This is a genomic window from Halogeometricum sp. S1BR25-6 (assembly GCF_031624495.1).
GTDB lineage: Archaea > Halobacteriota > Halobacteria > Halobacteriales > Haloferacaceae > Halogeometricum > Halogeometricum salsisoli.
Genome location: NZ_JAMQOP010000002.1, coordinates 1 through 23,274, shown reverse-complemented (window position 1 = coordinate 23,274; position 23,274 = coordinate 1). Strand labels below are relative to the sequence as shown.

At 68.8% G+C, this 23,274-nt stretch carries 25 protein-coding genes, 1 tRNA gene and 1 pseudogene; 16 read left to right on the top strand and 11 right to left on the bottom strand.

Annotated features, from left to right (window positions below; all coding sequences use genetic code 11):
- Nucleotides 1-145 precede the first annotated feature (145 nt).
- From NDI76_RS09995 to NDI76_RS09980, 4 genes are all read left to right on the top strand, one after another.
- Entirely contained in the window at nt 146-1,552 is a 1,407-nt protein-coding gene (locus NDI76_RS09995; RefSeq protein WP_310923930.1) for a cryptochrome/photolyase family protein, read from the top strand.
- 86 nt (nt 1,553-1,638) lie between these two features.
- Complete coding sequence (locus tag NDI76_RS09990) at nt 1,639-2,256, top strand: DJ-1/PfpI family protein (protein ID WP_310923928.1); 618 nt, start codon at nt 1,639-1,641, stop codon at nt 2,254-2,256.
- Nucleotides 2,257-2,358: 102 nt separating this feature from the next.
- A complete protein-coding gene (gene sod, locus NDI76_RS09985) occupies nt 2,359-2,958 on the top strand; it encodes a superoxide dismutase (protein ID WP_310923927.1) in 600 nt (199 codons plus the stop codon).
- Nucleotides 2,959-3,105: 147 nt separating this feature from the next.
- Nucleotides 3,106-3,411, top strand: coding sequence for a DUF5827 family protein (locus NDI76_RS09980; RefSeq protein WP_310923925.1), 306 nt, complete (start codon nt 3,106-3,108; stop codon nt 3,409-3,411).
- Between the two features lie 7 nt (nt 3,412-3,418).
- On the opposite strand, the gene NDI76_RS09975 is transcribed toward NDI76_RS09980, so the two are convergent.
- Nucleotides 3,419-3,997 carry an MBL fold metallo-hydrolase gene (locus NDI76_RS09975; RefSeq protein WP_310923924.1) on the bottom strand — a complete coding sequence of 193 codons (579 nt, stop codon included), beginning with the start codon at nt 3,995-3,997 and terminating at the stop codon, nt 3,419-3,421.
- Between the two features lie 127 nt (nt 3,998-4,124).
- Between NDI76_RS09975 and thyA the strand changes: the two genes are divergently transcribed.
- Together thyA and NDI76_RS09965 are read left to right on the top strand one after the other, a co-directional pair.
- Nucleotides 4,125-5,126: a thymidylate synthase gene (gene thyA, locus NDI76_RS09970; RefSeq protein ID WP_310923923.1), complete on the top strand. Its 1,002-nt coding sequence runs from the start codon at nt 4,125-4,127 to the stop codon at nt 5,124-5,126.
- A 1-nt stretch (nt 5,127) separates the two neighbouring features.
- Entirely contained in the window at nt 5,128-5,640 is a 513-nt protein-coding gene (locus tag NDI76_RS09965; RefSeq protein WP_310923922.1) for a dihydrofolate reductase, read from the top strand.
- 26 nt (nt 5,641-5,666) lie between these two features.
- On the opposite strand, the gene NDI76_RS09960 is transcribed toward NDI76_RS09965, so the two are convergent.
- Nucleotides 5,667-6,158: a hypothetical protein gene (locus tag NDI76_RS09960; protein WP_310923921.1), complete on the bottom strand. Its 492-nt coding sequence runs from the start codon at nt 6,156-6,158 to the stop codon at nt 5,667-5,669.
- Nucleotides 6,159-6,329: 171 nt separating this feature from the next.
- Between NDI76_RS09960 and NDI76_RS09955 the strand changes: the two genes are divergently transcribed.
- The 5 genes from NDI76_RS09955 (at nt 6,330) to NDI76_RS09935 (ending at nt 9,787) form a co-directional block, all read left to right on the top strand.
- Nucleotides 6,330-6,509, top strand: coding sequence for an HVO_2922 family protein (locus NDI76_RS09955; protein WP_310923920.1), 180 nt, complete (start codon nt 6,330-6,332; stop codon nt 6,507-6,509).
- Between the two features lie 121 nt (nt 6,510-6,630).
- Nucleotides 6,631-7,383, top strand: coding sequence for an archaeal proteasome endopeptidase complex subunit alpha (gene psmA / locus NDI76_RS09950; protein WP_310923919.1), 753 nt, complete (start codon nt 6,631-6,633; stop codon nt 7,381-7,383).
- A gap of 6 nt (nt 7,384-7,389) precedes the next feature.
- Nucleotides 7,390-8,310 (top strand): MOSC domain-containing protein, encoded by a 921-nt coding sequence (locus NDI76_RS09945; protein ID WP_310923918.1) that lies wholly within the window; start codon nt 7,390-7,392, stop codon nt 8,308-8,310.
- Between the two features lie 97 nt (nt 8,311-8,407).
- On the top strand, nt 8,408-9,607 hold the full coding sequence (locus NDI76_RS09940) for a metal-dependent hydrolase family protein (protein WP_310923917.1): 1,200 nt from the start codon (nt 8,408-8,410) through the stop codon (nt 9,605-9,607).
- A gap of 105 nt (nt 9,608-9,712) precedes the next feature.
- Nucleotides 9,713-9,787 (top strand) — tRNA-Glu (locus NDI76_RS09935).
- Between the two features lie 183 nt (nt 9,788-9,970).
- Here NDI76_RS09935 and NDI76_RS09930 read toward each other — a convergent pair.
- Complete coding sequence (locus NDI76_RS09930; RefSeq protein WP_310923916.1) at nt 9,971-10,495, bottom strand: hypothetical protein; 525 nt, start codon at nt 10,493-10,495, stop codon at nt 9,971-9,973.
- Nucleotides 10,496-10,612: 117 nt separating this feature from the next.
- Here NDI76_RS09930 and NDI76_RS09925 point away from each other — a divergent pair, with 117 nt between their 5' ends.
- A complete protein-coding gene (locus NDI76_RS09925; protein ID WP_310923915.1) occupies nt 10,613-10,966 on the top strand; it encodes an ArsR/SmtB family transcription factor in 354 nt (117 codons plus the stop codon).
- On the top strand, nt 10,963-11,307 hold the full coding sequence (locus NDI76_RS09920; protein ID WP_310923914.1) for a DUF7521 family protein: 345 nt from the start codon (nt 10,963-10,965) through the stop codon (nt 11,305-11,307). The genes NDI76_RS09925 and NDI76_RS09920 overlap by 4 nt, the downstream gene beginning before the upstream one ends.
- A gap of 150 nt (nt 11,308-11,457) precedes the next feature.
- Here the strand turns inward: NDI76_RS09920 and NDI76_RS09915 are convergent.
- The 5 genes and pseudogenes from NDI76_RS09915 to hutU form a co-directional block, all read right to left on the bottom strand.
- A pseudogene (locus tag NDI76_RS09915) lies at nt 11,458-12,195 on the bottom strand (DUF2270 domain-containing protein); the annotation flags it as partial.
- A 128-nt stretch (nt 12,196-12,323) separates the two neighbouring features.
- Nucleotides 12,324-13,913 carry a histidine ammonia-lyase gene (gene hutH / locus NDI76_RS09910; RefSeq protein ID WP_310923913.1) on the bottom strand — a complete coding sequence of 530 codons (1,590 nt, stop codon included), beginning with the start codon at nt 13,911-13,913 and terminating at the stop codon, nt 12,324-12,326.
- A complete protein-coding gene (gene hutI / locus NDI76_RS09905; protein WP_310923912.1) occupies nt 13,910-15,154 on the bottom strand; it encodes an imidazolonepropionase in 1,245 nt (414 codons plus the stop codon). Before hutI ends, hutH begins: the two co-directional genes overlap by 4 nt.
- Entirely contained in the window at nt 15,151-16,104 is a 954-nt protein-coding gene (hutG, locus tag NDI76_RS09900) for a formimidoylglutamase (protein WP_310923911.1), read from the bottom strand. Before hutG ends, hutI begins: the two co-directional genes overlap by 4 nt.
- The gene (gene hutU / locus NDI76_RS09895; protein WP_310923910.1) at nt 16,101-18,014 is read right to left on the bottom strand and encodes a urocanate hydratase; all 1,914 of its coding nucleotides are present in this window, start codon (nt 18,012-18,014) and stop codon (nt 16,101-16,103) included. The genes hutG and hutU overlap by 4 nt, the downstream gene beginning before the upstream one ends.
- Nucleotides 18,015-18,098: 84 nt before the next feature.
- On the opposite strand from hutU, the gene NDI76_RS09890 reads away from it, so the two are divergent.
- Entirely contained in the window at nt 18,099-18,764 is a 666-nt protein-coding gene (locus NDI76_RS09890; protein WP_310923909.1) for a helix-turn-helix domain-containing protein, read from the top strand.
- A gap of 140 nt (nt 18,765-18,904) precedes the next feature.
- Here NDI76_RS09890 and NDI76_RS09885 read toward each other — a convergent pair whose 3' ends face one another.
- Both NDI76_RS09885 and NDI76_RS09880 read right to left on the bottom strand, forming a co-directional pair.
- Nucleotides 18,905-19,186 carry a hypothetical protein gene (locus NDI76_RS09885; protein WP_310923908.1) on the bottom strand — a complete coding sequence of 94 codons (282 nt, stop codon included), beginning with the start codon at nt 19,184-19,186 and terminating at the stop codon, nt 18,905-18,907.
- 140 nt (nt 19,187-19,326) lie between these two features.
- Nucleotides 19,327-20,517, bottom strand: coding sequence for a redox-regulated ATPase YchF (locus NDI76_RS09880; RefSeq protein WP_310923907.1), 1,191 nt, complete (start codon nt 20,515-20,517; stop codon nt 19,327-19,329).
- Nucleotides 20,518-20,692: 175 nt separating this feature from the next.
- Here NDI76_RS09880 and NDI76_RS09875 point away from each other — a divergent pair, with 175 nt between their 5' ends.
- Nucleotides 20,693-21,052 (top strand): DUF8124 family protein, encoded by a 360-nt coding sequence (locus NDI76_RS09875; protein WP_310923906.1) that lies wholly within the window; start codon nt 20,693-20,695, stop codon nt 21,050-21,052.
- Nucleotides 21,049-21,438 carry a hypothetical protein gene (locus tag NDI76_RS09870; RefSeq protein WP_310923905.1) on the top strand — a complete coding sequence of 130 codons (390 nt, stop codon included), beginning with the start codon at nt 21,049-21,051 and terminating at the stop codon, nt 21,436-21,438. Before NDI76_RS09875 ends, NDI76_RS09870 begins: the two co-directional genes overlap by 4 nt.
- Before the next feature lie 72 nt (nt 21,439-21,510).
- Here NDI76_RS09870 and NDI76_RS09865 read toward each other — a convergent pair whose 3' ends face one another.
- On the bottom strand, nt 21,511-22,848 hold the full coding sequence (locus NDI76_RS09865; protein WP_310923904.1) for a hypothetical protein: 1,338 nt from the start codon (nt 22,846-22,848) through the stop codon (nt 21,511-21,513).
- Between the last annotated feature and the right edge of the window lie 426 nt (nt 22,849-23,274).

Below are 23,274 nucleotides of genomic sequence, written 5' to 3'. Positions count from 1 at the left end.
ATAATCGCCGGATACCAGCGAATAACGTTCACCAAAACGGAACAGACCGGACGGACGGTTCGGATTTCGGACGCGTTCTCGGCCGGAGAGAGACGTTCTCATCCGATGCCGGTAGTTTGAGGGGTACCTCGTCCTTGCCATCGATATGCAACTCCACTGGCACCGCCGCGACCTGCGCGCGTCGGACAACCGGGGGCTGGCGACGGCGGCGGACGCGGGCGGGGTCGTCCCCGTCTTCGTGTTCGACGACGGGGTGCTGGCGCACGCCGGCGCCGCGCGGGTCCGGTTCATGCTCGATGCTCTCGCCCGACTGCGGGAGTGGTACCGCGAACGAGGCTCCGACCTCGTCGTCGCCCGCGGCGACCCCGCCGAGGAGATTCCGCGCCTCGCGGCCGAGTACGACGCCGAGCGCGTCGTCTGGAATCAGGACTACTCGGGACTCGCACGGACCCGGGACGCGGCGGTACGGCGGGCACTGGACGATGCGGGCGTCGCCCGCGAGTCCGTTCACGACGCGATTCACCACGAACCGGGGTCGATAACGACGAACGCGGGCGACCCCTACTCGGTGTACACCTACTTCTGGAAGAAGTGGCGCGACCGGGAGAAGGCCGACCCCTACCCGGCACCGGGGGCCGACTCGCTGGCCGACGTGACGAGCGAGGACCTGCCCGCAATCGACGAACTGGGCTTCAAGGAGCCGACAGCCGACGTGTCCGAGGCGGGGACCGAAGCGGCGCGCGAGCGCCTCTCGACGTTCTGCGAGGACGCCATCTACCGCTACGCCGAGGACCGCGACTACCCCGAACGCGACGCCACCTCGCGGCTCTCGACGGACCTGAAGTGGGGGACCATCGGAGTTCGGGAGGCGTACGAGGCCACCGAAGAGGCCGCCGAGAACGCAGACGGCGACGAGGCCGAGTCGGTCGAGGAGTTCCAATCGCAGTTGGCCTGGCGGGAGTTCTACGCGCACGTCCTCTACTTCAACCCCGAGGTGGTGACGGAGAACTACAAGTCCTACGAGCACGGAATCGAGTGGCGCGACGACGACGACGCGCTCGCGGCGTGGAAGGCGGGCGAGACGGGGTACCCCATCGTCGACGCCGGGATGCGGCAGTTGCGCGAGGAGGCGTACATGCACAACCGGATGCGGATGCTCGTCGCCTCGTTCCTCACGAAGGACCTGCTCCTCGACTGGCGCGAGGGGTACGCCCACTTCCGGGAGCACCTCGCGGACCACGACACCGCCAACGACAACGGCGGCTGGCAGTGGGCCGCCTCCACCGGCACCGACGCCCAGCCCTACTTCCGCGTGTTCAACCCGACGACGCAGGGGGAGCGCTACGACCCCGACGCGACGTACATCAAGGAGTACGTCCCCGAACTCCGCGACGCCTCCGCCGACGAGATTCACGACTGGCCGGAGCTGTCGCCGACAGAGCGCGAGTCGGCCGCGCCGGACTACTACGAACCCATCGTCGACCACGCCGAACGCCGCGAGATGGCCATCTCGATGTTCGAAGACGCGCGAGGCGACGACGAGGACGACTGACGACCGGCACCGGAGGGAGCGGTGGGTCGGGCGGCGGGTCTCTCCCGCGAAGGTACACTCATACTCCCGGCTCTCGATGCTTCGGTATGAACGTCGACATCCTCCTCTACGACGGCTTCGACGAACTCGACGCTGTCGGTCCGTACGAGGTGTTCCAGACGGCGGGCGCGTTCGGCGCGGACTGCGAGGCGCGGATGGTCACGCTCGCGGACGCCGAATCGGTGACGGCGAGTCACGGCCTCCGGGTCGGCGTCGACGGGACGCTCGGAGACGCGCACGACCCGGACGCCGGCGGACCGAACGTCCTCCTCGTCCCCGGCGGCGGGTGGTCGGACTCCTCAAAGTCCGGCGCGGGGATGGAGGCGGAGAAGGGTGCGATTCCCGAGGCCGTCGCCGCGCACGCCGACCGCGGGGGCGTCGTGGCGGGCGTCTGCACCGGCGGGATGCTTCTCGCCCGCGCCGGCGTCCTCGACGGCCGACGGGCCGTGACCCACGCGAGCGCACTCGACGACCTGCGGGCGACGGACGCCGTCGTGACCGAGGCGCGGTTCGTCGACGACGGCGACGTGCTCACGGCCGGCGGCGTCACCTCCGGATTGGACCTCGCGCTCCACCTCGTCGAACGCGAGTGCGGCGCCGACGTCGCCGCCCGTGTGGCGGGGGAAATCGAGTACGAACGGCGGAGCGAACCGGTCGAAAAGTAACCGACCGGGAGACGGTCACCGAATATGACAGTGTCGTGTTAGCATAGCACTCCTCAACGTTTAACATCGGTCCGAGACAACTACGGGGTGGAGGAACCTCTCATGAGCTACGAACTCGACCCCCTACCGTACGACTACGACGCGCTGGAACCGCACATCTCCGAGCAGGTGCTCACGTGGCATCACGACACGCACCATCAGGGCTACGTGAACGGCTGGAACGACGCCGAGGAGACCCTGGAGTCCAACCGCGAGGACGGCGAGTTCGGTTCCTCGGGGAGCGCGCTGCGCAACGTCACGCACAACGGCAGCGGGCACATCCTCCACGACCTGTTCTGGCAGAACATGTCGCCGGAGGGCGGCGAGGAACCCTCGGGTGACCTCGCCGACCGCATCGAGGAGGACTTCGGCTCCTACGACGCCTGGAAGGGCGAGTTCGAGGCCGCCGCGAAGAACGCCAGCGGTTGGGCGCTCCTCGTCTACGATTCGTTCTCGAACCAGCTGCGCAACGTCGTCGTCGACAAGCACGACCAGGGCGCTCTCTGGGGCTCTCACCCCGTCCTCGCGCTGGACGTCTGGGAACACTCCTACTACCACGACTACGGCCCGGCACGCGGCGACTTCATCGACGCGTTCTTCGAGGTCGTCGACTGGGAGGAACCCAGTTCCCGCTACGGCGAAGCCGTTCAGCTGTTCGAGTAAGCGACGAGGCTCGGAGGTCGCTCGCTTCGAGCGTTCCGAGCGTACACCCCGACTTTTCTTTCGACGCCGCATCCGACCCGCGAGCGACGCCTCCCCCAGCGCCGCGCATGCACCGCGCTTACGTGCGCCGCCGTCGACTGTGTCGACATGCCCAAATCGAAAGACGAGTTCGACACGCTGTACCCCTATCAACTGTACGAACCCGAGGAGATACTGGAGGAGGGCCTGATGTACACGGTGCCCGAGATATCGCGCGTCCTGCAGGGACTCGACCCGGAGACGGAACTGGACGCCGAGACGGAGGAGCGAATCGTCGTCTGGACGGTGCCGTGGCTGATGGCGCACGCCGACGAGTTGGTCATCAACGACCCCGAGGGCGACGAACCGGGCTACTTCGGCCTCCACTCGCAGTCGCGTCCCGCCGACGAGATTCCCGAGGACGCCGACGAGTAGTCCGGGCTTATCCCATCCGGGCGGCGCGCCCGGCCGCCTCGACGTCGTCGAACGGCCGTTGCGTGACGCTCGGCCCGTGGCCGGCGTGCATCTCCGCGAAGTCCTCCTCGACGGCTTCGCGGAGTCTGTCGAGGCTATCTATCAGCGTGGGTCGGTCGCCCTCCTCTAGGTCCGTCCGCCCGAACCCGCCGTTGGCGAACACCAAGTCGCCCGCGAACAGGACGCCGGCCGCGTGCGAGTACAGGCAGAGGTGGTCGTTCTTGTGTCCCGGCGTGTGGAGCGCCTCGTAGGAGTCGTTCCCGATGGGCACCGTCTCGCCGTCGGCTATCTCGTTGTCGACCTCCGGGCGGTCGGCGTCGAAGCCCCACGTCTCCACGTCGAACGCGTCGCGAACGGCGTCGACGTTGCCGACGTGGTCGGAGTGGGTGTGCGTCAGGTACACGCGGTCGAGTTCGTCGACGCGTTCTTCGATTCGAGGGACGACGTCGAAGTTCGCTCCGGGGTCGACGACGGCGGTGGTGTCGCCGGTGACGAGGAAGACGTTGCTCGTGAACGCCTGCACGCCCTGCGCGAGGTTGGTTATCACGGGTTCGCGTAGACGCGAACGGGACTTTCGTCTTTCTCTCCGGGTCGGCGTTACTCGGCAAGTCGGACCCGTATCGTACACTCTTTAGGCGGCAACTGTGTCCACAGTCGTAACCCCAACTTCCCCCATGCGCCAGTATCTCGACTTGGTCTCGGACGTGCTCTCCGGCGGCCACCACAAGCCGAACCGCACCGGCGTCGACACGATTTCGTCGTTCAGCCGCCACTACGAGGTGGACCTGCAGGAGGGCTTTCCCCTCCTCACGACGAAGGACCTCTCCGGGTTCCGCTGGAACTCGCTGCTCCACGAGTTCGTCTGGTACATGTCCGGAGAGGAGCACATCCGGACGCTGCGCGAGGAGACGGGCATCTGGGACGCGTGGGCCGACGAAGAGGGCCGCCTCGACACCGCCTACGGCCGCTTCTGGCGGCGCTTTCCGGTCCCCGAGTCGGGACTGCCGGGCGAGGCCTGGCCCGAGGACTCCCACCGTTGGATGAACGAGGGCGAACGGACGTTCGATCAGATTCAGTACGTCCTCGATACGCTCCGCGAGAACCCGAACTCCCGGCGCATGGTCGTCAACGCGTGGCACCCCGCCAACGCCGCCGTCTCCACGCTCCCCCCGTGTCACTACTCGTTCGTGTTCAACGTGCAGGGCGACGAACTGAACCTCCACCTCACGCAGCGGTCGGGCGATATCGCGCTCGGCGTCCCGTTCAACCTCGCGGCGTACGCCCTCCTCGCGCACGCCGTCGCCCAGCGGACGGGGTTCGAGGTGGGCAGATTCGCCCACACCGTCGTCGACGCCCACGTCTACTGCGGGACGGGCGACCGCGGCGCGTGGTACGGCGAGCACCTCTCGGACCTGCAGGAGCGACTCACGGGCGTCGATTCGCGAGAGGAGTACCTCGACGTGCGCGACTGGGTGGTTGCGGCGGCGCCCGACGAACCCGAGGGCGAGGAAGACTACGACCACGTCCCCGGCCTCCTGACCCAGTGCGCCCGCGAACCGCGCGCCAAGCCGACTATCGAGGTGGCCGACAAACCGCTCGAGGAACTCGCCCGCGACGACGTCGAACTGCACGGCTACGAGCCCGACGGGGGCATCCGATTCGCGGTGGCCGAGTGAGATGCGCGGAGAAGTCGAATTCGTCCTCGTCGCCGCCGTCGCCGAAAACGGCGTCATCGGACGGGACGGCGGGATGCCGTGGCACCTCCCCGAAGACATGGCGCACTTCAAGCGGACGACGACGGGCCACCCGGTCGTCGTCGGCCGGAAGACGTACGAGAGCGTCCTCGAAGCCATCGGCGAACCGTTCCCCGACCGGACGAGCGTCGTGCTCTCCTCGCGGGACCTCGACCTGCCCGCGGGCGCGGTGCTCGCGCAGTCGTTCGAGGAGGCGGTCGAGACGGCCGAGGACGCCGCCGGGGAGATGGGCGTCTCCACCGTCTACGTCGCCGGCGGCGCGCGCGTCTACGAGCAGTTCCTCCCGCGGGCGAGTCGGCTGATTCTGACCGAGATTCCCGAGTCCTACGAAGGCGACACGGCGTTCCCTACGAGAGACGAGTCGGCGTGGCGGGAGGTCGAACGGGACGAACGCGAGCAGTTCGACTTCGTGACCTACGAACGAACCGAGGAGTAGCGACCGCAGACGGTCGGACCGCGGGTTCAGGCCGTCCCGTTCTCGACGCGTCGGAAGATGACGTGCGAACCGTCGTTCTCGACGGTCGCCAGCGTCTCGCCGTCGACGACGACGGAGAACCGCTCGTAGTCGCTCGGGACGGACGCGACGCCGTCCATCCGCGTGAACGGCGTGCAGTCCTCGGGAGCGGGCTTCTCGGAGTCGGCATCCGGCGTCGTCGTGACGCGATAGACGTACGTGCCGGGTTCGGGCGTCTCGACGGTGCCGCGAATCTGGAGCGACGTCGACTCGTGTGCGAACGTGCGGTTGAACAGGAACGTCGTCAGGTCGCCGTCGGGGACGCGGACGAGGTACGACGACGGCCCGGCGGGCGGGTCGGCGACGCACCCCGTGGCGGCGCCCGTCGAGGACGTCGGACTCGTCGTCACCGACCCGGGCAGGACGAACGCGACTGCACCGCCGCCGACGAGGAGGCCGACGACGAACACCGCGACGACGGTTCGAGAGGTGTAGGACACGTCGGTCCGAACGGCGTCCACGGAGAAAAGGTTCGTCTGCGCGGTGCGACACCGTCGTTCGGGTCGTCGAAGCCGTCGTCCCGCCTCCGAGCGAACGGACGCTCTGGGGTGCGTCCTTCGTCGGTCCGTCCGGAACGACGCTTTTTGTCGCCGCCTCACCAACCGGAGAGCGTGACCGCCACGTTCGAACTCTACGAGGACAAAGAGGAGAAGTACCGCTGGCGACTCGTCCACCGCAACGGCAACATCCTCGCCGACAGCGGCGAGGGGTACGCCACGAGACAGAAGGCCAGACAGGGAATTCGGAGCGTGAAGGAGAACGCCCCCGACGCGCCGGTCGAGACGCTCTGAACCGGCCGCCCGCGCGACGTCCGGCCCGTGGCTCGCGCGGTGCACGTAAATACGTTACCGGGATGCGGTACTATCGGCCCTCGGTGGTGCTTTTATACCTCCGGGGGTCGGATATGGGGGCATGAATCGGAACGACCAGCAGGCGTACGACCGAGGTACGTCGCTGTTCTCCCCCGACGGCCGTATCTATCAGGTCGAGTACGCCCGCGAGGCGGTCAAACGAGGCGCGCCGAGCCTCGGTATCCGGACCGCCGACGGCGTCGTCCTCGCCGCACAGCGCCGGACGAGTTCGTCGCTCATGGAGGCCGAGAGCATCGAGAAGATACACAAACTGGATAGCTACCTCGGCGCCGCCACGGCGGGACACGTCGCCGACGCCCGGCAACTCGTCGACGACGCTCGGCAGGAGGCGCAGGTGAACCACCTTCGCTACGGCGAACCCATCGGCGTGGAGACGCTGACCACGTCGCTCTCCGACATGATTCAGGAGACCACCCAGCGCGGCGGCACCCGCCCGTTCGGCGCCTCCCTCCTCATCGGCGGGATGGACGGCGAGGGCGAGGACGCCCAACCGCGTCTGTTCCAGACGGACCCCTCCGGGGCGCCGCAGGAGTGGAAGGCGGTCGCCATCGGCGCGAAGCGCAACGACATCCAGGAGTTCCTCGAAGAGGAGTGGACCGAGGAACTGTCGCTGTCCGACGGCGTCGACCTCGCCGTCCGCGGCCTCCTCGTCACCGACGACGAACTCGAATCACCGGACGTGAGCGCCGTCACGCTTTCCTCGGAGGGTTACCGCGACGTCGACGAGGACGAGATAGACGAAGTGCTCTCCGAACACGTCCCCGGAACGGACGACTCCGACGAAGCCCAGTAAGGCGCGATGACGGACGACCGGACCGAACGGACGTCGGGAACTCGCTTCGACCCAGACGACGCCCCGACGGCCGTCGTCCGGCGCCTCACGACGTTTCCGGTGAAATCACTCGACGGGTGCGACCGCGAGTCGGTGCGCGTGGTCCGCAACGGCGGCCTCGACGGCGACCGGGAGTTCGCGCTGTTCGATTCTGCGGGCGAGTACGTCAACGGCAAGCGGGAGCGCTCGATTCACCGCGTCGGAACCGAGTTCGACCCCGAGACGCGGACGCTGGGAGTGACACTTCCCGACCGGGAAACCGAACGGTTCGACGTGGACGACGACGGCGACAGGGGGAGGCTGACCGGCTTGCTCTCCGAACACGTCGGCTACGAGGTGTCGCTCCGGCGGAACCGCGACGGCGGCTTTCCGGACGACACCGAGGCGTCGGGCCCGACGGTCGTCAGCACCGCGACGCTTCGCGAAGTCGCCTCGTGGTTCGACGGTATCAGCGTCAAGGAGATGCGCCGACGCCTGCGCGCGAACGTCGAACTCGGCGGTCTCGACGGCGACCTGCCGGCGTTCTGGGAGGACCGCCTGTTCGACCGACGGGGCCGCGTCGTCGACTTCCGAATCGGCGACGTCGAGTTCGCGGGCGTCAACCCGTGTCAGCGCTGCGTCGTCCCCTCGCGCGACCCCGACACGGGCGCGGCGTACGACGGGTTCCGCGAGACGTTCGTCCGGCGTCGGCGCGAGACGATGCCCGCGTGGTCCGGCGGCGTCCCGGAGCGACGCTCCGGGTCTCGTCGGACGGAGTCCGACGGCGATTGGTTCGACCACGACTTCCGCCTCATGGTGAACACGCGCGTCGCGGCGTCCTCGTGGGGTGAGACGCTCGCCGTCGGCGACGAGGTTCGCGTCGGCGACTCGCGCCCGACGGACGACTGAGCCTCCCCGTGTCTTCTCGTTCGACTCCGCCACCCGCCGACGTCGTAGGGTACCGCTACCCGGACGCTTAGGCCGGGGGGCGCAAAACCGACGCGGCATGGACGCAGACAGACTCGTCTTCGTCGGCGGGCGCGTGGCCGACGCCGACGGGACGCGACGGGCGGACGTGGTCGTCGATACCGACGCGGGAACCATCGTCGCGGTGGGGACGGACGCGGCCGATTCGGCCGACGGCAGTGAGGACGAGGGCGAAACCGAGACGGTGGACGCCGCGGGCAAGGTGCTCGCACCGGGACTGATCGACTCGCACGTCCACCTGATGATGGACGGCCGGCCGGACGTGGCGACGGTCGACGCCGAGAGCCGAGAGATGCTGAGCTATCGCGCCGCCGCGAACCTTCGTGCGACCGTGGAAGCGGGCGTGACGATGGTTCGGGACCTCGGCGCGCCGGGGACGCTGGCCCTCGACGCCGGCCGGGCGGTCGAGGCGGGCGTGCTCTCCGGCCCGCGCGTCGTCGCCTGCGGGCGGAACGTCGTGATGACCGGCGGGCACGGTCACTGGTTCGGTCGCGAGGCCGACGGTCCCGACGAGGTCCGAAAGGCGGTTCGCGAGCAACTGAAGCGCGGCGCGGGCGTCGTGAAATGTATGGCCACCGGCGGCGTCCTCACCGAGGGCGCGGTCACGGGCGCGCCGGAACTCGCCGAGGACGAACTCGCCGCCCTCGTCGACGCGGCGTCGGCGACGGGCGTTCCGACCGCCGCGCACGCCCACGGGAAAGATGGCATCGAGAACGCCGTCCGCGCCGGAATCACGAGCGTCGAGCACGGGACGTTCATGGACAGGGAGACGGCGGACCTGATGGCCCGCGAGGGAACGTACTGGGTGCCGACGGCCAGCGCCCTGGAGGGTATCGTCGAGAACGGCGTCGAGGCGGGCATCCCCGACGAGGCGGTGGAGAAGGCCGAGGACGCACAGGAGCGCTTCGAGCGCGCGTGGGAGCACGCCCTCGACGCCGGCGTGAAGATAGCGATGGGCACCGACGCGGGGACGCCGTTCAATTTCCACGGCGAGAACGCCCTCCGCGAGATGGAACTGCTGGTCGAGTACGGTCTCACCCCCGCGGAGGCGCTCGAAGCGGCCACCGCCACCGTCGCGGAACTGCTCGGCGTCGAAGCGGGCCGCGTCGCGGAGGGGTACCGCGCGGACCTCCTCGTTCTCGACGCCGACCCGAACGAGGACGCGACGGCGTGGCGCGACGCCGACGCCGTCTACCGCGGCGGCGACCGGGCGGCGTAGGTCGTCCGTACACCCCGACGAGGGCGGCGCGACGATGCGCCACCGCACGCCACACCCGTCCCGAAACGGAACGGTTTTATTCGTCGGAGCGATACGGTAGGATGCGCTCTGGTGGTGTAGTCCGGCCAATCATATCACCCTCTCACGGTGATGACCAGGGTTCGAATCCCTGCCGGAGCATTCTCCGAACGTAGTACGTGAAGAGCGGAGCGTTTCCTCGCGGAGTCAGATCGGAGACGCTCGGCTCCGCGATGGTCTCGGTGCGAGAGCGGTCGCGGAACGGTACGGGATGCAGCGCGGAGCGGTCGCGTCGTCCACGCGATGGTGGCCGCTCGAAGACGGGTCAGATAACGGGAACGTCGCTCACTCGCCTTCGGGTTCGATGACGATGCGGCTGTCGGGGACGGAGTCACCGTCTCCGCCGACCCCCGCATCGTCGAACCGACCGTGCAGCGAGAATCCGATATCGTCTCCGTCCCCTCGCTCGGGGTCGAAGGCGAGATGGTCGAAGTCGGCGTCTGAACCGGCCACCTCTCCGAGCAGTCCGGTCCGTTCGTCGAAGCCGCCCTCGAAGGAGACGCTCGCCGCGTCCTCGGACGACGACGGGTCGTCGACCACTATTCTGTCGGCGCAGTAGTCCTCCGCGACGAGCGCAACCACGGAGTCGACGCTCGCGTCTTCGAGTCGCCCCTCGACGGTGACGCCCACTTCGTCGTCTCCTCCAGCGTCGGTGTCGACGACGATTCGCTCCATCGGCGGGTCGGCGTCGACGCCGTCCCACCGCTCGGCGCCGAACGCTTCGAGAGGCGCCCTCACTGCGACGTCCGCGTTTTCGCTCGCGTGCGATGCGTGTGCGTCACCGGCGACGGACTCCCAGTCGGTGCTCATCTCTGGTCGAACGTAGCGGCGCTCGCCCCTTGAAGCCGAACCGCGTTCACAGGTCCTGCAAACGCGGTGCCGGCACAACGGTGAAACGTGTCCGACCGGTAGGGTACGGGTGGGAGGATGGACGCAGACACCGACGAACTCGTCGACGCGCTGGCCAGCGAGGACGCCAGAGAGATACTTTGCCTCGCGAACCGCGAGCCGATGTCGGCGCAGAACCTACAGGAGGAGGTCGGTGTCTCCGTCGCGACGGTGTACCGGCACACGGACGACCTCGTCGACGCGAACCTGCTGCGAGAGGAGACGCAGATAACCGACGACGGTGACCACTACAGCACGTACGAGACCCGGGTCCGGTCGGTGACGCTCACCGTCGACAGAGAGCGGTTCCGCGTCGACGTCACGGTTCGAGACGACCTCGTCGACCGGTTCAGCCGCGTGTGGCGCTCCTTGGGTGAGTCACAGAGCGGATGAGGGCACTTCCGGTCGCCCGCGTCACACTGCAGGCGCAGGAGTCGGCGGAGGCCGTCGCGTTCGGCGTCTCGAACCTCGTCGTCTTCCTCCTGTTTGCGCTGCTGGCGAGCATCGCGTACAAGGCGTACCGGCGAGAGGGGGCGACGTCGTTTCTCGTCGCGTCCGCCGGCTTCTCCTTTCTCGCGTTCGGGTCGGTCACCGAAGCGGTGTACGAGTTCGGCGTGAACGGCGGCTACCAGGCGTTCGGTCGGGAACTGTACCTCCTCAGGACCGCCGAAGCGACGCTCCTCGCGGTCGGGGTCGGACTGCTCCTCGCCTCGCTGTACCGCCTGGAGACCTGACTGCGCGGGACTCGCGGTCCCCGAACGACGTCAGTGGCTCTCCGGGTCGTCGCTCCCCTCCGTCCTCGATTCGCGTTCCCGCTCCCGTCTGTCGCGCCGTTCCGACCGGGACTCCGCCTGCGTGTGCCGAAGGCTGTCGCTCCCCTCGTAGCGGCGCAGGTCCTCTGCGAGCAGTTCGCCGCGCGTGTGCCACGTCCGCGGCCGGTAGGCGATGGCCGCGGCGCCGACGAACAGGACGACGACGGCGGCGACGACGACGGCGCCGGGAATCCGGCCGATGGCGGCGCTGGCGGGCCAGGGGTCGCCGGCGAACGACGTCACGCGGAGGAGCCACGCGCCGTTCAGGACGGCGAACAGCGGCAGGTACACGCGTCTGAGACGGTGTGCCAGGGCCTCCTCGAGCGTTATCTTCAGCGTCGGGTTCCGGTAGTCGCGCGCGAGTTCGGCGCGCCAGTCCTCGTCCCGCAGCGACGCCTCCGGGTCGAGGCCGGGCGCCCAGACGTGTTCTTGCAGGTAACGCACTCGCGAGCGCCACACGTCGTACGCGCGGTAACGACGCGCTTCGGTGACGAGAAAGAGGCCGACGGCGGCGTTGCCGAGGAGGAGGACGTAGTGGGGGTTCGTCGCCTGCGAGAACGCCCACGTGAGCACCCCGACGAGGAGGATGACGGCCCAGTTGGTCGTCCGGTCCAGTCGCTCGCGCCAGAGCGTCATCCGGTGTATCTCGCCTCGGTAGAGGTGCGCCATCGCCGAACTCGGACCCATCTCCTCGTCGAGCAACCCCCGGCCCACGTTCGGGTCCGCCGCGGGTCGGTCGCCCGACCGGTCGCTGTTCGACTCCGTCGGAGGGTGGTCGCGTCCGCGGGTACCGCCACGATTCTCGGACATCTATATTGTATAGTATTGTGTAGACTGTGAAAACAATTGCGTCCGAGCGGCGAGCAATCGTCCCCGGCGCACCCGGTTTCCGGTGGAACGACCGTGATAGTTCGGGGCGGTATCGCCGGGTCTCCGGGCTACCGGGGCGAGTCCGAGAGGGCGTCGGCGAGGCGTTCGGACAGCGTTCCGTCGGCGACGAGGCCGGCGACGGCCTCCATGTCGCCGTCGAGGCTCCGGTCTTCGACCACCGGCGGCGACGCCTCGCGGACGAGTTCGTAGGCGGCGCTCGTCCCGCGGCCGTGCGTCAAAGAGTCGTCGACGAACTCCGCGGCCTGCGCGCCGGTGAGCAGTTCGACGGCGACGACGGTCCGGGCGTTCTCCAGTGCCGACTTGGCGGCGAAGGCGCTCGTGGCGCTCATGCTCACGTGGTCCTCCTGTCCGCCGCTGACGGGCGTGTTGTCCGTCGACGGCCGCCCGGTGGCGCGCATCTCGTTTATCAGCGAGGCGGCGGTGTACTGGGGAATCATGAACCCCGAGTTGAGACCGGGTTCGGGGGTGAGAAACGGCGGCAGGTGCGCCTCCTGGAGGTTGGGGTTCACCATTCGGTCGACCCGTCGTTCGGAGATGGCCGCGAGTTCCGTGAGCGCGCCGACGAAGTAGTCGAGACGGAGCGCCAGCGGTTCGCCGTGGAAGTTGCCGCCGGAGATGACCACCGCGTCGTCCGTTCCGGTCGCTCGGCTGTCGGCCTCCGCCGCACCGAAGACCAGCGGGTTGTCGGTGGCGCTGTTGAGTTCGACTTCGACGGCCTCGCGGAGGTGGTCGACGGCGTCGCGCACCGCGCCGTGGACTTGCGGGATGCATCGAATCGAGTAGGCGTCCTGCACCCGGTCGCAGTTCGCGTGCGACTCGACGATTTCGGAGTCGGCGGTGAGTCTCCTGATTCGCTCGGCCGTCGCGGCCTGCCCGGAATGCGGGCGGACGCGCTGGACGGCCGGGTCGCAGTTCGCCGTCGTCCCCATCGTCACCTCCGTGGTGAGGGCGCCGGCGGCGTCGGCGGCCTCGCAGACCCGTTCGGCGTCGACGACGAGCAAGGCGGCGACGCCCGTCGTCAACTGCGTCCCGTTGATGAGCGCCAGTCCCTCCTTGGGAGCCAGCGTCAGCGGCGTCAGCCCCGCCGTCGCCAGCGCGTCCGCCCCCGAGAGGCGTTCGCCGTCGACGGTGGCCTCACCCTCGCCGATGAGCACGAGAGAGAGGTGCGCCAGCGGCGCCAAGTCGCCCGAGGCGCCGAGGCTCCCGCGCGACCGCACGACGGGGTGTATCCGCTCGTTCAGCATCGTCGCGAGGTGGTCGACGACGACCGCTCTGACCCCGGAGTAGCCCTTGACGAGGGCGTTCAGCCGCGTCAGCAGCATCGCCCGCACCTCCTCCTCGTCGAGGGCGCGGCCGGCGCCGGAGGCGTGGCTCCGCAGGAGGTTGGTCTGGAGGCGTTCTATCTCCGACTCCTCGATGCGGGTGTCGACGAGTTGGCCGAACCCCGTGTTCAGTCCGTACGCGGCCCGTCCGCTCTCAACGATTTCCTCGACGCGTTCGCGCGAGGCGACGACGGCCGCCCGCGCGTCCTCGCTTATCTCGACCGTCGCGCCGCGGCGGGCCACCGCCGCCACGTCCGCGGGGGTGAGCGAGGCGCCGTCGACGACGACCGTCTCGGCGTCGCGCGAATCGCTCACGCGACCACCTCCCGGTCGAGGACCGTTCCGCCCTCGACGACCGTTTCTCCGCCGACGACGACGGCGTCCACGCTGTTCACGCCGAAGTTGTACGGGAGATAGACGTGGCTCGGGGCGTCGAGAATTGCGAGGTCGGCCGGCGACCCGGATTCGAGTCGGCCGGCGTCGGGGCGGTCCACCGCGCGCGCGGCGTTGACCGTCGACGCGCCGAGCGCCTGCGCGGGCGTCAGTCCCATCTCGACGCACCCGAGTGTCATGGCGAAGGGCACGCTCTGCGAGTAGCAGTTCGGGTTCAAGTCGGTGGCGAGTGCGACGGGGGCGTCGCGAGCGAGGAACGCCTCGGCGTCGGCGTACTCGGCGCCGAGGCCGAACGCCGTCCCTGGCAGGAGGACGGGCGTCACGCCGGCGTCGACGAGGGCGTCGATGTCGTCTCCCGTCGCGTGCAGGAGGTGGTCGGCGCTCGCGGCCCCCACCTCGGCGGCCAGTCCCGTCCCGCCGAGGTGGCTCAACTCCTCGGCGTGGACTTTCGGGGTCAAACCGTGTTCCCTCCCGGCTTCCAGCACTCGTCGAGACTGCTCGACGTCGAAGACGCCCTCCTCGCAGAAGACGTCGCAGAACTCCGCGATTCCCTGCCCCGCGACGGCCGGAATCTGCTCTTCGACGACCTCCTCGACGTAGTCGTCGGCGTCGCTGCCCCGCGGGACGGCGTGCGCGCCCATGAACGTCGGGACGACGCGAATCGGGTGCGCCGCGGCCGCCCGGTCTATCGCTTCCAGCATCCGGAGTTCGGTCTCCGCGTCGAGGCCGTACCCCGACTTCACCTCCACCGTCGTCGTCCCGTGCGCGAGCATCGCGTCGAACTGCTCGACGAGATTCTCGACCAACTCGCCGGTCGAGGACTCCCGCACCGCGTCGACGGTCCGGAGGATGCCGCCGCCGTCGGCGAGAATCTCCTGATACGTCTTCCCCCGTAACTTGGCCTCGAACTCGTCGGAGCGGTCGCCGGCGAACAGGGCGTGCGTGTGCGGGTCGACGAAGCCCGGGACGACCGCTCGTCCCGAACAGTCGAGCACCTCGTCGGCGCCGCTCTCGGGATGGTCTCCGAGCACCTCGTCGGTCGGACCGACGGCGACGACGCGACCCTCCTCGACGACGACGGCGCCGTCCTCGACTCGTTCCAGTCGCTCGTGGTCGGCGTACGCCACGACTTCCGCGGCGTTCGTCAGGAGGAGGTCGGTCACGCCGCCACCCCCGCGAAGAAGTGGGCGACGGCGCGGGCGGCCGTCGCGGCGGTGAGGCCGGTCGGCGTCGGGTCCAACTGCGGCGCGCACTCGACCACCTCGAACCCTCGCACCCGTTCGTCGGCGGCGACGCCGCGGACGAGAGCGAACAGCTCTCTCGACGCGAGACCGCCCGGCGTCGGCGCGCTGACGCCCGGCGCGGCCGCCGCGTCGAGCACGTCGACGTCGATGCTGAGATACAGCGAGTCCGCGTCGGCGACGGCGCTCCGAATCCGTTCGAGGGTCGGGTCGACGCCCGCCGCGACGGACTCGGCGGTCACGACGGTGCCGCCTCGCTCCCGGAGGTAGTCGGCGTATATCGAACTGGTCTCGAAGTGCCGCGCGCCGACGACGCAGAGCGTCTCCAACCCCGCGTCGTGGAGTTGTCGGTAGGGTGTGCCGCTGGTCGGTCCCTCGCCCTCGCGCACCTCGCGGCAGTCGAGGTGGGCGTCGAGGCTGACGACGCCGACGCGCCCGCCGTCGGCGCTCGCGGACTCGACGAGGGGGACGACGTTCGGGTAGGTGAGCGAGTTGTCGCCGCCGAGGAACACCGGGAGCGCTCCCGCCTCGTACAGTTCCTTCGTCGTCTCTCGCAGCGACTCCTGCACGTCGCGGACCGACGAAGCCCCGCGCGCGACGCGAACATCGCCCGCGTCGGCGACGGTTCCGACCGGTCCGCCGTCGAAGTGGTGGGTCTTCACCCCCGCGAGCGCCTCCCTGATGGCGGCGGGGCCGCCGCGCGCGCCGGGACGGCCGATGACCGCGCCGTCGTAGGGTTCGCCGACGAGGACGGCGTCGTACTCGTCCGAGGAGTCGAGCGTCGTCCGCTCGACGACGTGGCCGAACTGCTCGTCGTTCGGGTCCGCGGAGGTACCGGTCCACTCAGGGGCGGGGTCCATCTCCGCCGTCATCGGCGTTCTGCCTCCTTTTCCTCCGCTCGCTCGTCCGACTCCGACGCGCCGGCCGCCGGCCCCGTTTCCGTGGGCGGAATCGGGACGTGAGCACCCGAGCGCTCCGCCTCGTCCAGCGCCTCCTCGTAGCCGGCGTCGGCGTGGCGAATCACCCCCATACCGGGGTCGGTGGTGAACACCGCGCGCGCCTTCTCGGCCGCGAGGTCCGAGCCGTCGAGGACGATGTGGTTGTTCGCGTGCAGGGCGTTGCCGATACCGACGCCGCCGCCGTCGTGAACGCTGACGATGTCGGCGCCGGCGGCGCAGTTGAGCAGGGCGTTCAGAATCGGCCAGTCGGCCACCGCGTCGGTGCCGTCGCGCATCGCCTCCGTCTCGCGGTGCGGACTAGCGACGCTCCCGGCGTCGAGGTGGTCTCGGGTGACGACTATCGGCGCCGAGATTTCGCCCTGCGCGACGAGTTCGTTGATCCGCAGGGCGAAGCGAGCGCGTTCGGTCAGGCCCTCCTCGTCCGTCCGATACCCGAGCCAGCAGACGCGGGCGGGGAGTCCCTGGAACTGCACCTCCTCGCGGGCGAGCGAAATCCACCGCGCGAGGCGGTCGTCGTCGGGGAACAGGTCGAGGACCGCGTCGTCGGTCCGTCGGATGTCCGCGGGGTCGCCGGAGAGAGCGGCCCAGCGGAACGGTCCCTTGCCCCTGCAAAAGAGCGGCCGGACGTACGCCGGGACGAAACCGGGGAAGTCGAAGGGCGACCGGGAGTCGGCCCCGCCGCTGCCCGCGTCGCGCGCGGGAACGTCCACGTCCCCTCGGTACGACTCCACCTGCCCGCGGATGTTGTTACCGTACTCGAAGGCGACGCTCCCCCGCTCTTGCATCGCCAGGATGGCGCCGACGTGCCGCGCCATCGTGTCGACGCTCTCCTCGACGTATCGCTCGGGGTCCGACTCGCGGAGGGCGTCCGCTTCTGTCACCGAATACCCGCTCGGGTAGTACCCCTCCAGTTCGTCGTGCGCGCTAGTCTGGTCGGTGACGACGTCGGGGACGAAGCCGCGTTCGAGCATGGTTTCGAGCACGTCGGCCGCGTTGCCGTGGACGCCGACGCTGTACGGTTCGCCCGCCTCCGCGGCCGCTTCGGCGCGTTCGACCGCCTCGGCCACGGAGTCGGTCTTCTCTTCGCAGTACCCCGTCTCGATGCGCCGGTCGATTCTCTCTTCGTCCACTTCGGCGGCGATGCAGACGCCGCGGTTCATCGTCACCGCGAGGGGTTGCGCGCCGCCCATCCCGCCGAGACCGCCGGTGACGGCGATTCTGCCCCGGAGGCCCTCCTCGTCGGGGAAATGCCGGCGGCCGAGTTCGGCCAGCGTCTCGTACGTTCCCTGCAGGATGCCCTGCGTGCCGATGTACGCCCACGACCCCGCGGTCATCTGCCCGTACATCATCTTCCCCTCGGCCTCCAGTTCGTGGAAGTGCTCCCAGTTGTCCCACTTCCCGACGAGATTGGAGTTGGCGATGAGCACCCGCGGGGCGCGTTCGTGCGTGCGGAAGCGCCCGACCGGTTTACCCGACTGGACCAAGAGCGTCTCCTCGTCGCCCAACTCGCGCAACTCCGCGAGGATGGCGTCGTAGGCGTCCCACGACCGGGCCGCGCGGCCGGTGCCGCCGTAGACGACGAGGTCCTCGGGGCGTTCGGCCACCTCCGGGTCGAGGTTGTTGTTCAGCATCCGCAGGGCCGCCTCTTGTCGCCATCCCCGGCACTCGATATCCGTTCCGGTGGGCGACCCCTGATACCGCTTCCACTCCGCGGAGGGGTCGCCGACGTCGAACCGGCGTCGGCCCGTCTCCCCGCTCTCTTCGCGTCCGCCGTTCGGACGCTCACGTCCGGCCGCCCCGTCTCGTCCGTTCGTCTCGTCCATGCAACTAGTCGACGCCCGCCACGGATACTCGCTCGGCCTCCTTTCGGAGGGTGATTTATATACTACCGCCGCGGACGTGTCGGCGTGTACGAGGCGACGTTCGAGATAGTCGGAGACGGCGGCTACACGCTGGCGACGGCGGAGACGGACGCGTCGCTCGAACTGTGGTGCAACGAACACTGCGACCTGTTGCACATCCGCGGGCCGTCCGCCGAGGCGGTGGTCGAACGCGTCGAACGCGCGGTCGGCGTCCGGGAGCGACTCGACAGGGATGGGGAGGTCCTCCTTATCACCGACGACTGCCTGCGGCGGCGGGAACCGAACGCCATCGAGGCGTACCTCGTCCGAAACGACTGCCTCCTGCTCCCGCCCGTCCGCTACGAGGGCGGCGCGAAACTCTGCCGCGTCCTCGCCCTCGACCCCGCGTCGCTGACGGCCGTCTACCGGGAACTCGTCGCCGACGGCACGGCCGTCGACGTGCGGTCGAAGCGGCGCGTGAACGCCGTCGCCGAGGGGTCGCCGCCGTCGCCGGCGGACCTCCTGCCGGACCTCAGCCCGCGCCAGTACGACGCCCTGCGCGCGGCCGTCGAGGAGGGGCACTACGAGATTCCGCGGCGAACGACGACCGAAGAACTGGCCGAACGACTGGGCGTCGGTCGACGGACGGCGGAGGAGCATCTCCGCCGCGCGGAGAACAAACTGGTCGGTGCCGTCTTCGAACACCTCCGCGGCCGTCGCGGCGCGGGGTGAGTCGGGTCAGTCAGTCGGTCGCGACTCGTATCGTATCGAGTCGATTCGAGCCGGGTCGGGTCGGTCCGGTTCGAACCGACCGGACTCGGGTCGCGTCAGGTAAGGTGAGTCGGGATGGATAGCGTGTCGCTCTCGGTCGGTCAGTCGCTCGCTTCCGCGGCCGGGTCGTTCGGGTCGGACCCGGCGTCGGGCGTCGGACGCACGATACCGACGTACGTCTCGACGGCGGCCGACAGCATCGAACGCCAGTCGTCGAACTGCGAGTGGGCCGCCACGTGGTCGTCCCACTTCCTGTCCGGAATGTTCTCGAACGATTCCTGGTCGTCGACCTCGTAGTCGCACGACTGGATGAACTCGGCGATGGACTCGCTGTCCGTGTGCATCGCCATCCAGTCGTCCCCGAAGAGGTCGTCGAGCGTCACGTCTCCTCCGAGGCCACCGATTTCCCCAGAAAGGGTGGCGTCGAGAGCAGGGCTTTCCTCCCGCATCGTAGGTCCGTATCGGCTCATCACCCATAGTTCATGCGACTCGCCTTATGTAGTAAGTCGTACCAGTCCGAAAGTTAACCAGTCGTTACGATCTCGAGCACGTCCCTGTGCGCCAGTTCGTGGTCGGAGCCGACCTGTCGCTTCGACCGAACGTCGATGCCGTGCAGGAGGCCGTCGCCGATATCCGAGTGCAGGTGGTACGCGAAGTCCTCGGTGGTCGACCCCTCGGGCAGGACGAAGCAGTCGCGGAACACCCCCTCCGAGTCGGACTTCCCGTTGGCGCTCCCGGGGAAGATGGCGATGGCGCCCATCACGTCGAACAGGGCGGCCTCCAGCGACTGCTGAACTCCCGACCCGTCGTAGGCGTCGAGGAACTCCCCGATCTGTTCGAGTCCCGCCTCCTGGTCGTCGCTCACGTCGCCGACGATGTCGAAGTCGGCCGCGCCCGGTTCGTAGTCGACGACGCCCCCGTCGGCGGCCTTCTTCAAGGCCTTCTCCGCGTGCGCGCTGGCGGGGACGAACGTGAGGTGTTCGTACTCGGGGTCCGACGTTATCTCCGCGAAGTTCTCCTGTGCGGCCGGCTTGTCCATCTTGTTCGCCGCGATGAGCATCGGCTTCGTCCGCTTGCGAATCTCGCGGGCGATGGCCTCCTTGTCCTCGGCGTCCCACTCGTCGGGGTCCAAGGAGAGGCCGAGACCGAGCACGACCTGCTTTATCTCGTCTTTGTTCGTCTTGAACGCCGACATCTGTTCGGCGAGGTCCTCCTCGACGTGTTTCTCGTCGCCGTCGTATCCCGTCCGGTAGCGCTCCAGTCCCTTCTCCAAGATGTCGAGATACCACATGTCGAGTTCGCCCTCCAGGAAGTCGATATCCTCGCGCGGGTCGTGGCCCTCGGTGGCCTCGCCCTCGATGTCCGTCTCGCCGGAGAAGTCGACGACGTGGACGAGGACGTCCGCCTCGTTCAGGTCGGTGAGAAACTGGTTACCGAGGCCCTTCCCCTCGTGCGCGCCGGGGATGAGACCGGCCACGTCGACGAGTTTCACCGGGACGAAGCGCGTGCCGTCGTCGCAGTAACCCACCGAGGGGGTACAAGTCTCGTCGAACTCGGGGGCCGCGCAGTCGACGCGGACGTACGCCTCGCCGACGGAAGGGTCGATGGTCGTGAACGGGTACGCGCCCTCGGGCACGTCGTTCATCGTCGCCGCGTTGAAGAAAGAGGACTTGCCGACGGAGGGTTTGCCGACGAGTCCGATCTTGTAGCTCATTGACTTCTCGAAATTACTCGGCGGGCAAAAGGCGTCCTATCCGTTCGCTCTCAGGCCCGTGCTGGCAGTTCGCACGGGGCCGGACGTCGCAAGTCGTCGCCGCGCCGACGTGCCGACGCTTCGACTCCCCCGACGCACCACCGATTATTTGCCGCGTCGCCCCCGAGGACCCGACATGACCGACAGCGACGGGGACGCGAAGGCAGACGAGAACGAGAGGGCGAGGGCGGACGCGGACGGAGACACCGACGGCCGCGCCGCCGGGGACACGTTCGGCGTCGGCATCCACGTCACCGAGTCCGACCTGCAGTTCGTCGTCCGCGTCCCCTCGGACATCGACTCCGGGTGGACCGACCCCGAGGAGTTCCAGCGTCTCGTCGAGGAAGTCGTCTGGGAGCGACTCGACCGAGAGCGCACCCTTCGCGCCATCGCGACCGAGACGCCGAACGGCGAGACGGTGACGCTCGGACGCGTCACGCTCCGCCCGGACGGCACCGTCGTCGGCGCGGACCTCGAAGCGACGGGCGAGGCGTGACCGACTCGCCCGACGTGGACGCCCTGTCCGCCGTCGTCGACAGCGCCCTCGAACGGGCGCTGCTCGAAGCGTCGGACGCGCGACGCTACTTCGCGCTGGCCGGCGCGGTCGAACGCGCCCGCGAAGACGCCGGCGACCCGCGGTCCGACCCGCTGACCGCGGCGTTGGTGTGCACCGTCGCCGTCTCCGCCCTGGAGTCGACGGCCGAGTCAGAACCGCTCGTTCCGACGTGGTCGCCGCCGGACACGCGCAACGAACTCGTCGCCGTCGGCGCGGTGTGTGCGTCCGAACGCTTCGACGTCGACCCCGAACGCGTCGCCGCGCGCGCGGGCGTCCCGCTCTCCGACCTCGAAACCCGACTCGCAAAAGAGCGTACCGAGCCGTGACCCCCGGGCGTCGATAACCCGGGTCGATGTCGATGTCGGTATCGACGTCGGGTTCGGTCGCGTTCCGAGCGGTTACTCGTTCTTTCTGTCGTTGCCGTTACCGTTCCCGTTCCCGTTCCCGTTCCCGTTCCCCCCTCCGTTGCCTCGGTTCGAGGAGGAGCGTTCCTCGTCGTCGTCGGAATCGTCCTCGTCCGCGCCGTCGGCGTCGTCCTCGTCGACGTCGTCTTCACCGGCGTCGTTCGCCGCTCGGTCGTCTTCCGGCGCGTCGGAGTCCGAATCGGAGTCGTCCGGGTTCTTCCCCTTCTTCGCGTGCTCCGGCGCCCCGCGTTCGCCGTCGGCGCCTCGGTCGGCGGCCGCGGAAGCGTTCGCTCCCTGTCCGGCCGCGTCAGACCGGCCCGGCGCGTTCGAGCGGTCCGCCGCATCGGACCGGCCCGGCGCGTCGTCCGCGTTACCGGGATTGTTCGCCGTCACGAAGTCCGAGATGATCCGTCCCGGCGGGCCGTTGAAGCCCGCGGCGCGCAGTGCGTCGAGGAACGTCTTCACCGCCTGTCCGAAGTTCTTCTGCTCTCCGACGAACTCCGTCGTCAACGCGACCGTCTCGGAGACTGTGTCGCCGTCGGCCGTCGCGGTCACCGTCACGGAGACGTTCTCCGTCGGCGCGAGCAGGGAGACGGTTCCGTCCTCGCCGGTCTCGAAGGTTCCGGTCCCCACGTAGTCGCTGGCGCTCGCCACGGTCACCGTCGCGTTCTCCACCGCGCCGTCGCCGCGGGAGACGCCGATTTCGACGCCGGCATCCTGTTCGACGGTCAACTCGAGCGGCACCGTCGGTGCGAGCAGCGTCACCGTCTCGGTGGCCGTCTCGTCGGCCTCCGAGGCGGTGACCGTCGCGGTGACGTTCTCCGCGGGCGCGGCGAGTTCGACCGTGCCGTTCTCGTCGGTGGTGTGGTTGCCGGCCGCGGCGTAGCTACCGTTCTCGACGGCGACGTTGACCGTCGCGTTCGCGACTCCGCTACCGTCGCGGGCGACGCCGACGGTCACGGTACCGTCGTCGGCCTGTGCGACGTCGAGCGTCAGTCCGGCGCCGACGAGACGGACAGTCGTCTCGTCCGTCGCGTCGCCGTCCGTCGCGACGACGGTGACGTTCTGCGTCTCCGCGGGTTCGGGGAGCGTGACGCTCCCGTTCGCGTCCGTTTGGTACGTCCCCGCGCCCGCGTACGCCAGTTCCCCGGTGACGTTCACCGTCGCGTTCTCGACCGCGGTTCCGTTGTCTGTGACGAGGACGAGCGCTTCGCCCGTCGCCTCGTCCTGTTCGACGTCGACGCTCACCCTCGTCGCCGCACTCGCCGCCCCCGGAAGGGCGGCGGTCACGACCAGCAGTGCCAGCACGACCGTCAGTGATTTGATGCGCATTGCACTCTCATCTACACCCTACATACACATAATAGAGATAGTATCTAAATCCGACTATAGCTCGTTTTAGCCGGATTTAATTCGGCTTAATCGGCAGACTGCGCGGGTTTCGTCGCGAAACGAAGACCGTAGTCGGTACCAAGAGCGAATGGACGGAATCCCTCGCCGAACAGATTCTGAGCGTGGTTCGGGGCGTCCGCAGCACCCCGGCTATCGAGTCCACGACGGGCAGATGCGTCTCGGGCGTGGCAGTCGCTCTTCGCTTTTCGAAATGAAACTCGCCCGCGCGGGTCGGTCCTGCGCGGGCGAATGAATCCGCAGTTGAGTATCGTTCGCGTCTGCGTTTGAGTATGAGTGGGAGGCGGCGAGAACGTGTTCCCAGAGGTTCGCACACTCCAGTACTTGCGTTCACGCTGGCGAGCTTAA

What these genes read in the sequence shown, in the direction of transcription:
- NDI76_RS09945 (WP_310923918.1), top strand. Translation starts at nt 7,390, where the DNA reads ATGACGGACGACCGGACCGAACGGACGTCGGGAACTCGCTTCGACCCA.
- hutU (WP_310923910.1), bottom strand. Translation starts at nt 18,014, where the DNA reads ATGGACGAGACGAACGGACGAGACGGGGCGGCCGGACGTGAGCGTCCG.
- NDI76_RS09990 (WP_310923928.1), top strand. Translation starts at nt 1,639, where the DNA reads ATGAACGTCGACATCCTCCTCTACGACGGCTTCGACGAACTCGACGCT.
- NDI76_RS09865 (WP_310923904.1), bottom strand. Translation starts at nt 22,848, where the DNA reads ATGCGCATCAAATCACTGACGGTCGTGCTGGCACTGCTGGTCGTGACC.
- NDI76_RS09920 (WP_310923914.1), top strand. Translation starts at nt 10,963, where the DNA reads ATGAGGGCACTTCCGGTCGCCCGCGTCACACTGCAGGCGCAGGAGTCG.
- NDI76_RS09880 (WP_310923907.1), bottom strand. Translation starts at nt 20,517, where the DNA reads ATGAGCTACAAGATCGGACTCGTCGGCAAACCCTCCGTCGGCAAGTCC.
- sod (WP_310923927.1), top strand. Translation starts at nt 2,359, where the DNA reads ATGAGCTACGAACTCGACCCCCTACCGTACGACTACGACGCGCTGGAA.
- NDI76_RS09925 (WP_310923915.1), top strand. Translation starts at nt 10,613, where the DNA reads ATGGACGCAGACACCGACGAACTCGTCGACGCGCTGGCCAGCGAGGAC.
- NDI76_RS09980 (WP_310923925.1), top strand. Translation starts at nt 3,106, where the DNA reads ATGCCCAAATCGAAAGACGAGTTCGACACGCTGTACCCCTATCAACTG.
- NDI76_RS09995 (WP_310923930.1), top strand. Translation starts at nt 146, where the DNA reads ATGCAACTCCACTGGCACCGCCGCGACCTGCGCGCGTCGGACAACCGG.
- psmA (WP_310923919.1), top strand. Translation starts at nt 6,631, where the DNA reads ATGAATCGGAACGACCAGCAGGCGTACGACCGAGGTACGTCGCTGTTC.
- NDI76_RS09965 (WP_310923922.1), top strand. Translation starts at nt 5,128, where the DNA reads ATGCGCGGAGAAGTCGAATTCGTCCTCGTCGCCGCCGTCGCCGAAAAC.
- NDI76_RS09940 (WP_310923917.1), top strand. Translation starts at nt 8,408, where the DNA reads ATGGACGCAGACAGACTCGTCTTCGTCGGCGGGCGCGTGGCCGACGCC.
- NDI76_RS09930 (WP_310923916.1), bottom strand. Translation starts at nt 10,495, where the DNA reads ATGAGCACCGACTGGGAGTCCGTCGCCGGTGACGCACACGCATCGCAC.
- hutG (WP_310923911.1), bottom strand. Translation starts at nt 16,104, where the DNA reads ATGACGGCGGAGATGGACCCCGCCCCTGAGTGGACCGGTACCTCCGCG.
- NDI76_RS09875 (WP_310923906.1), top strand. Translation starts at nt 20,693, where the DNA reads ATGACCGACAGCGACGGGGACGCGAAGGCAGACGAGAACGAGAGGGCG.
- thyA (WP_310923923.1), top strand. Translation starts at nt 4,125, where the DNA reads ATGCGCCAGTATCTCGACTTGGTCTCGGACGTGCTCTCCGGCGGCCAC.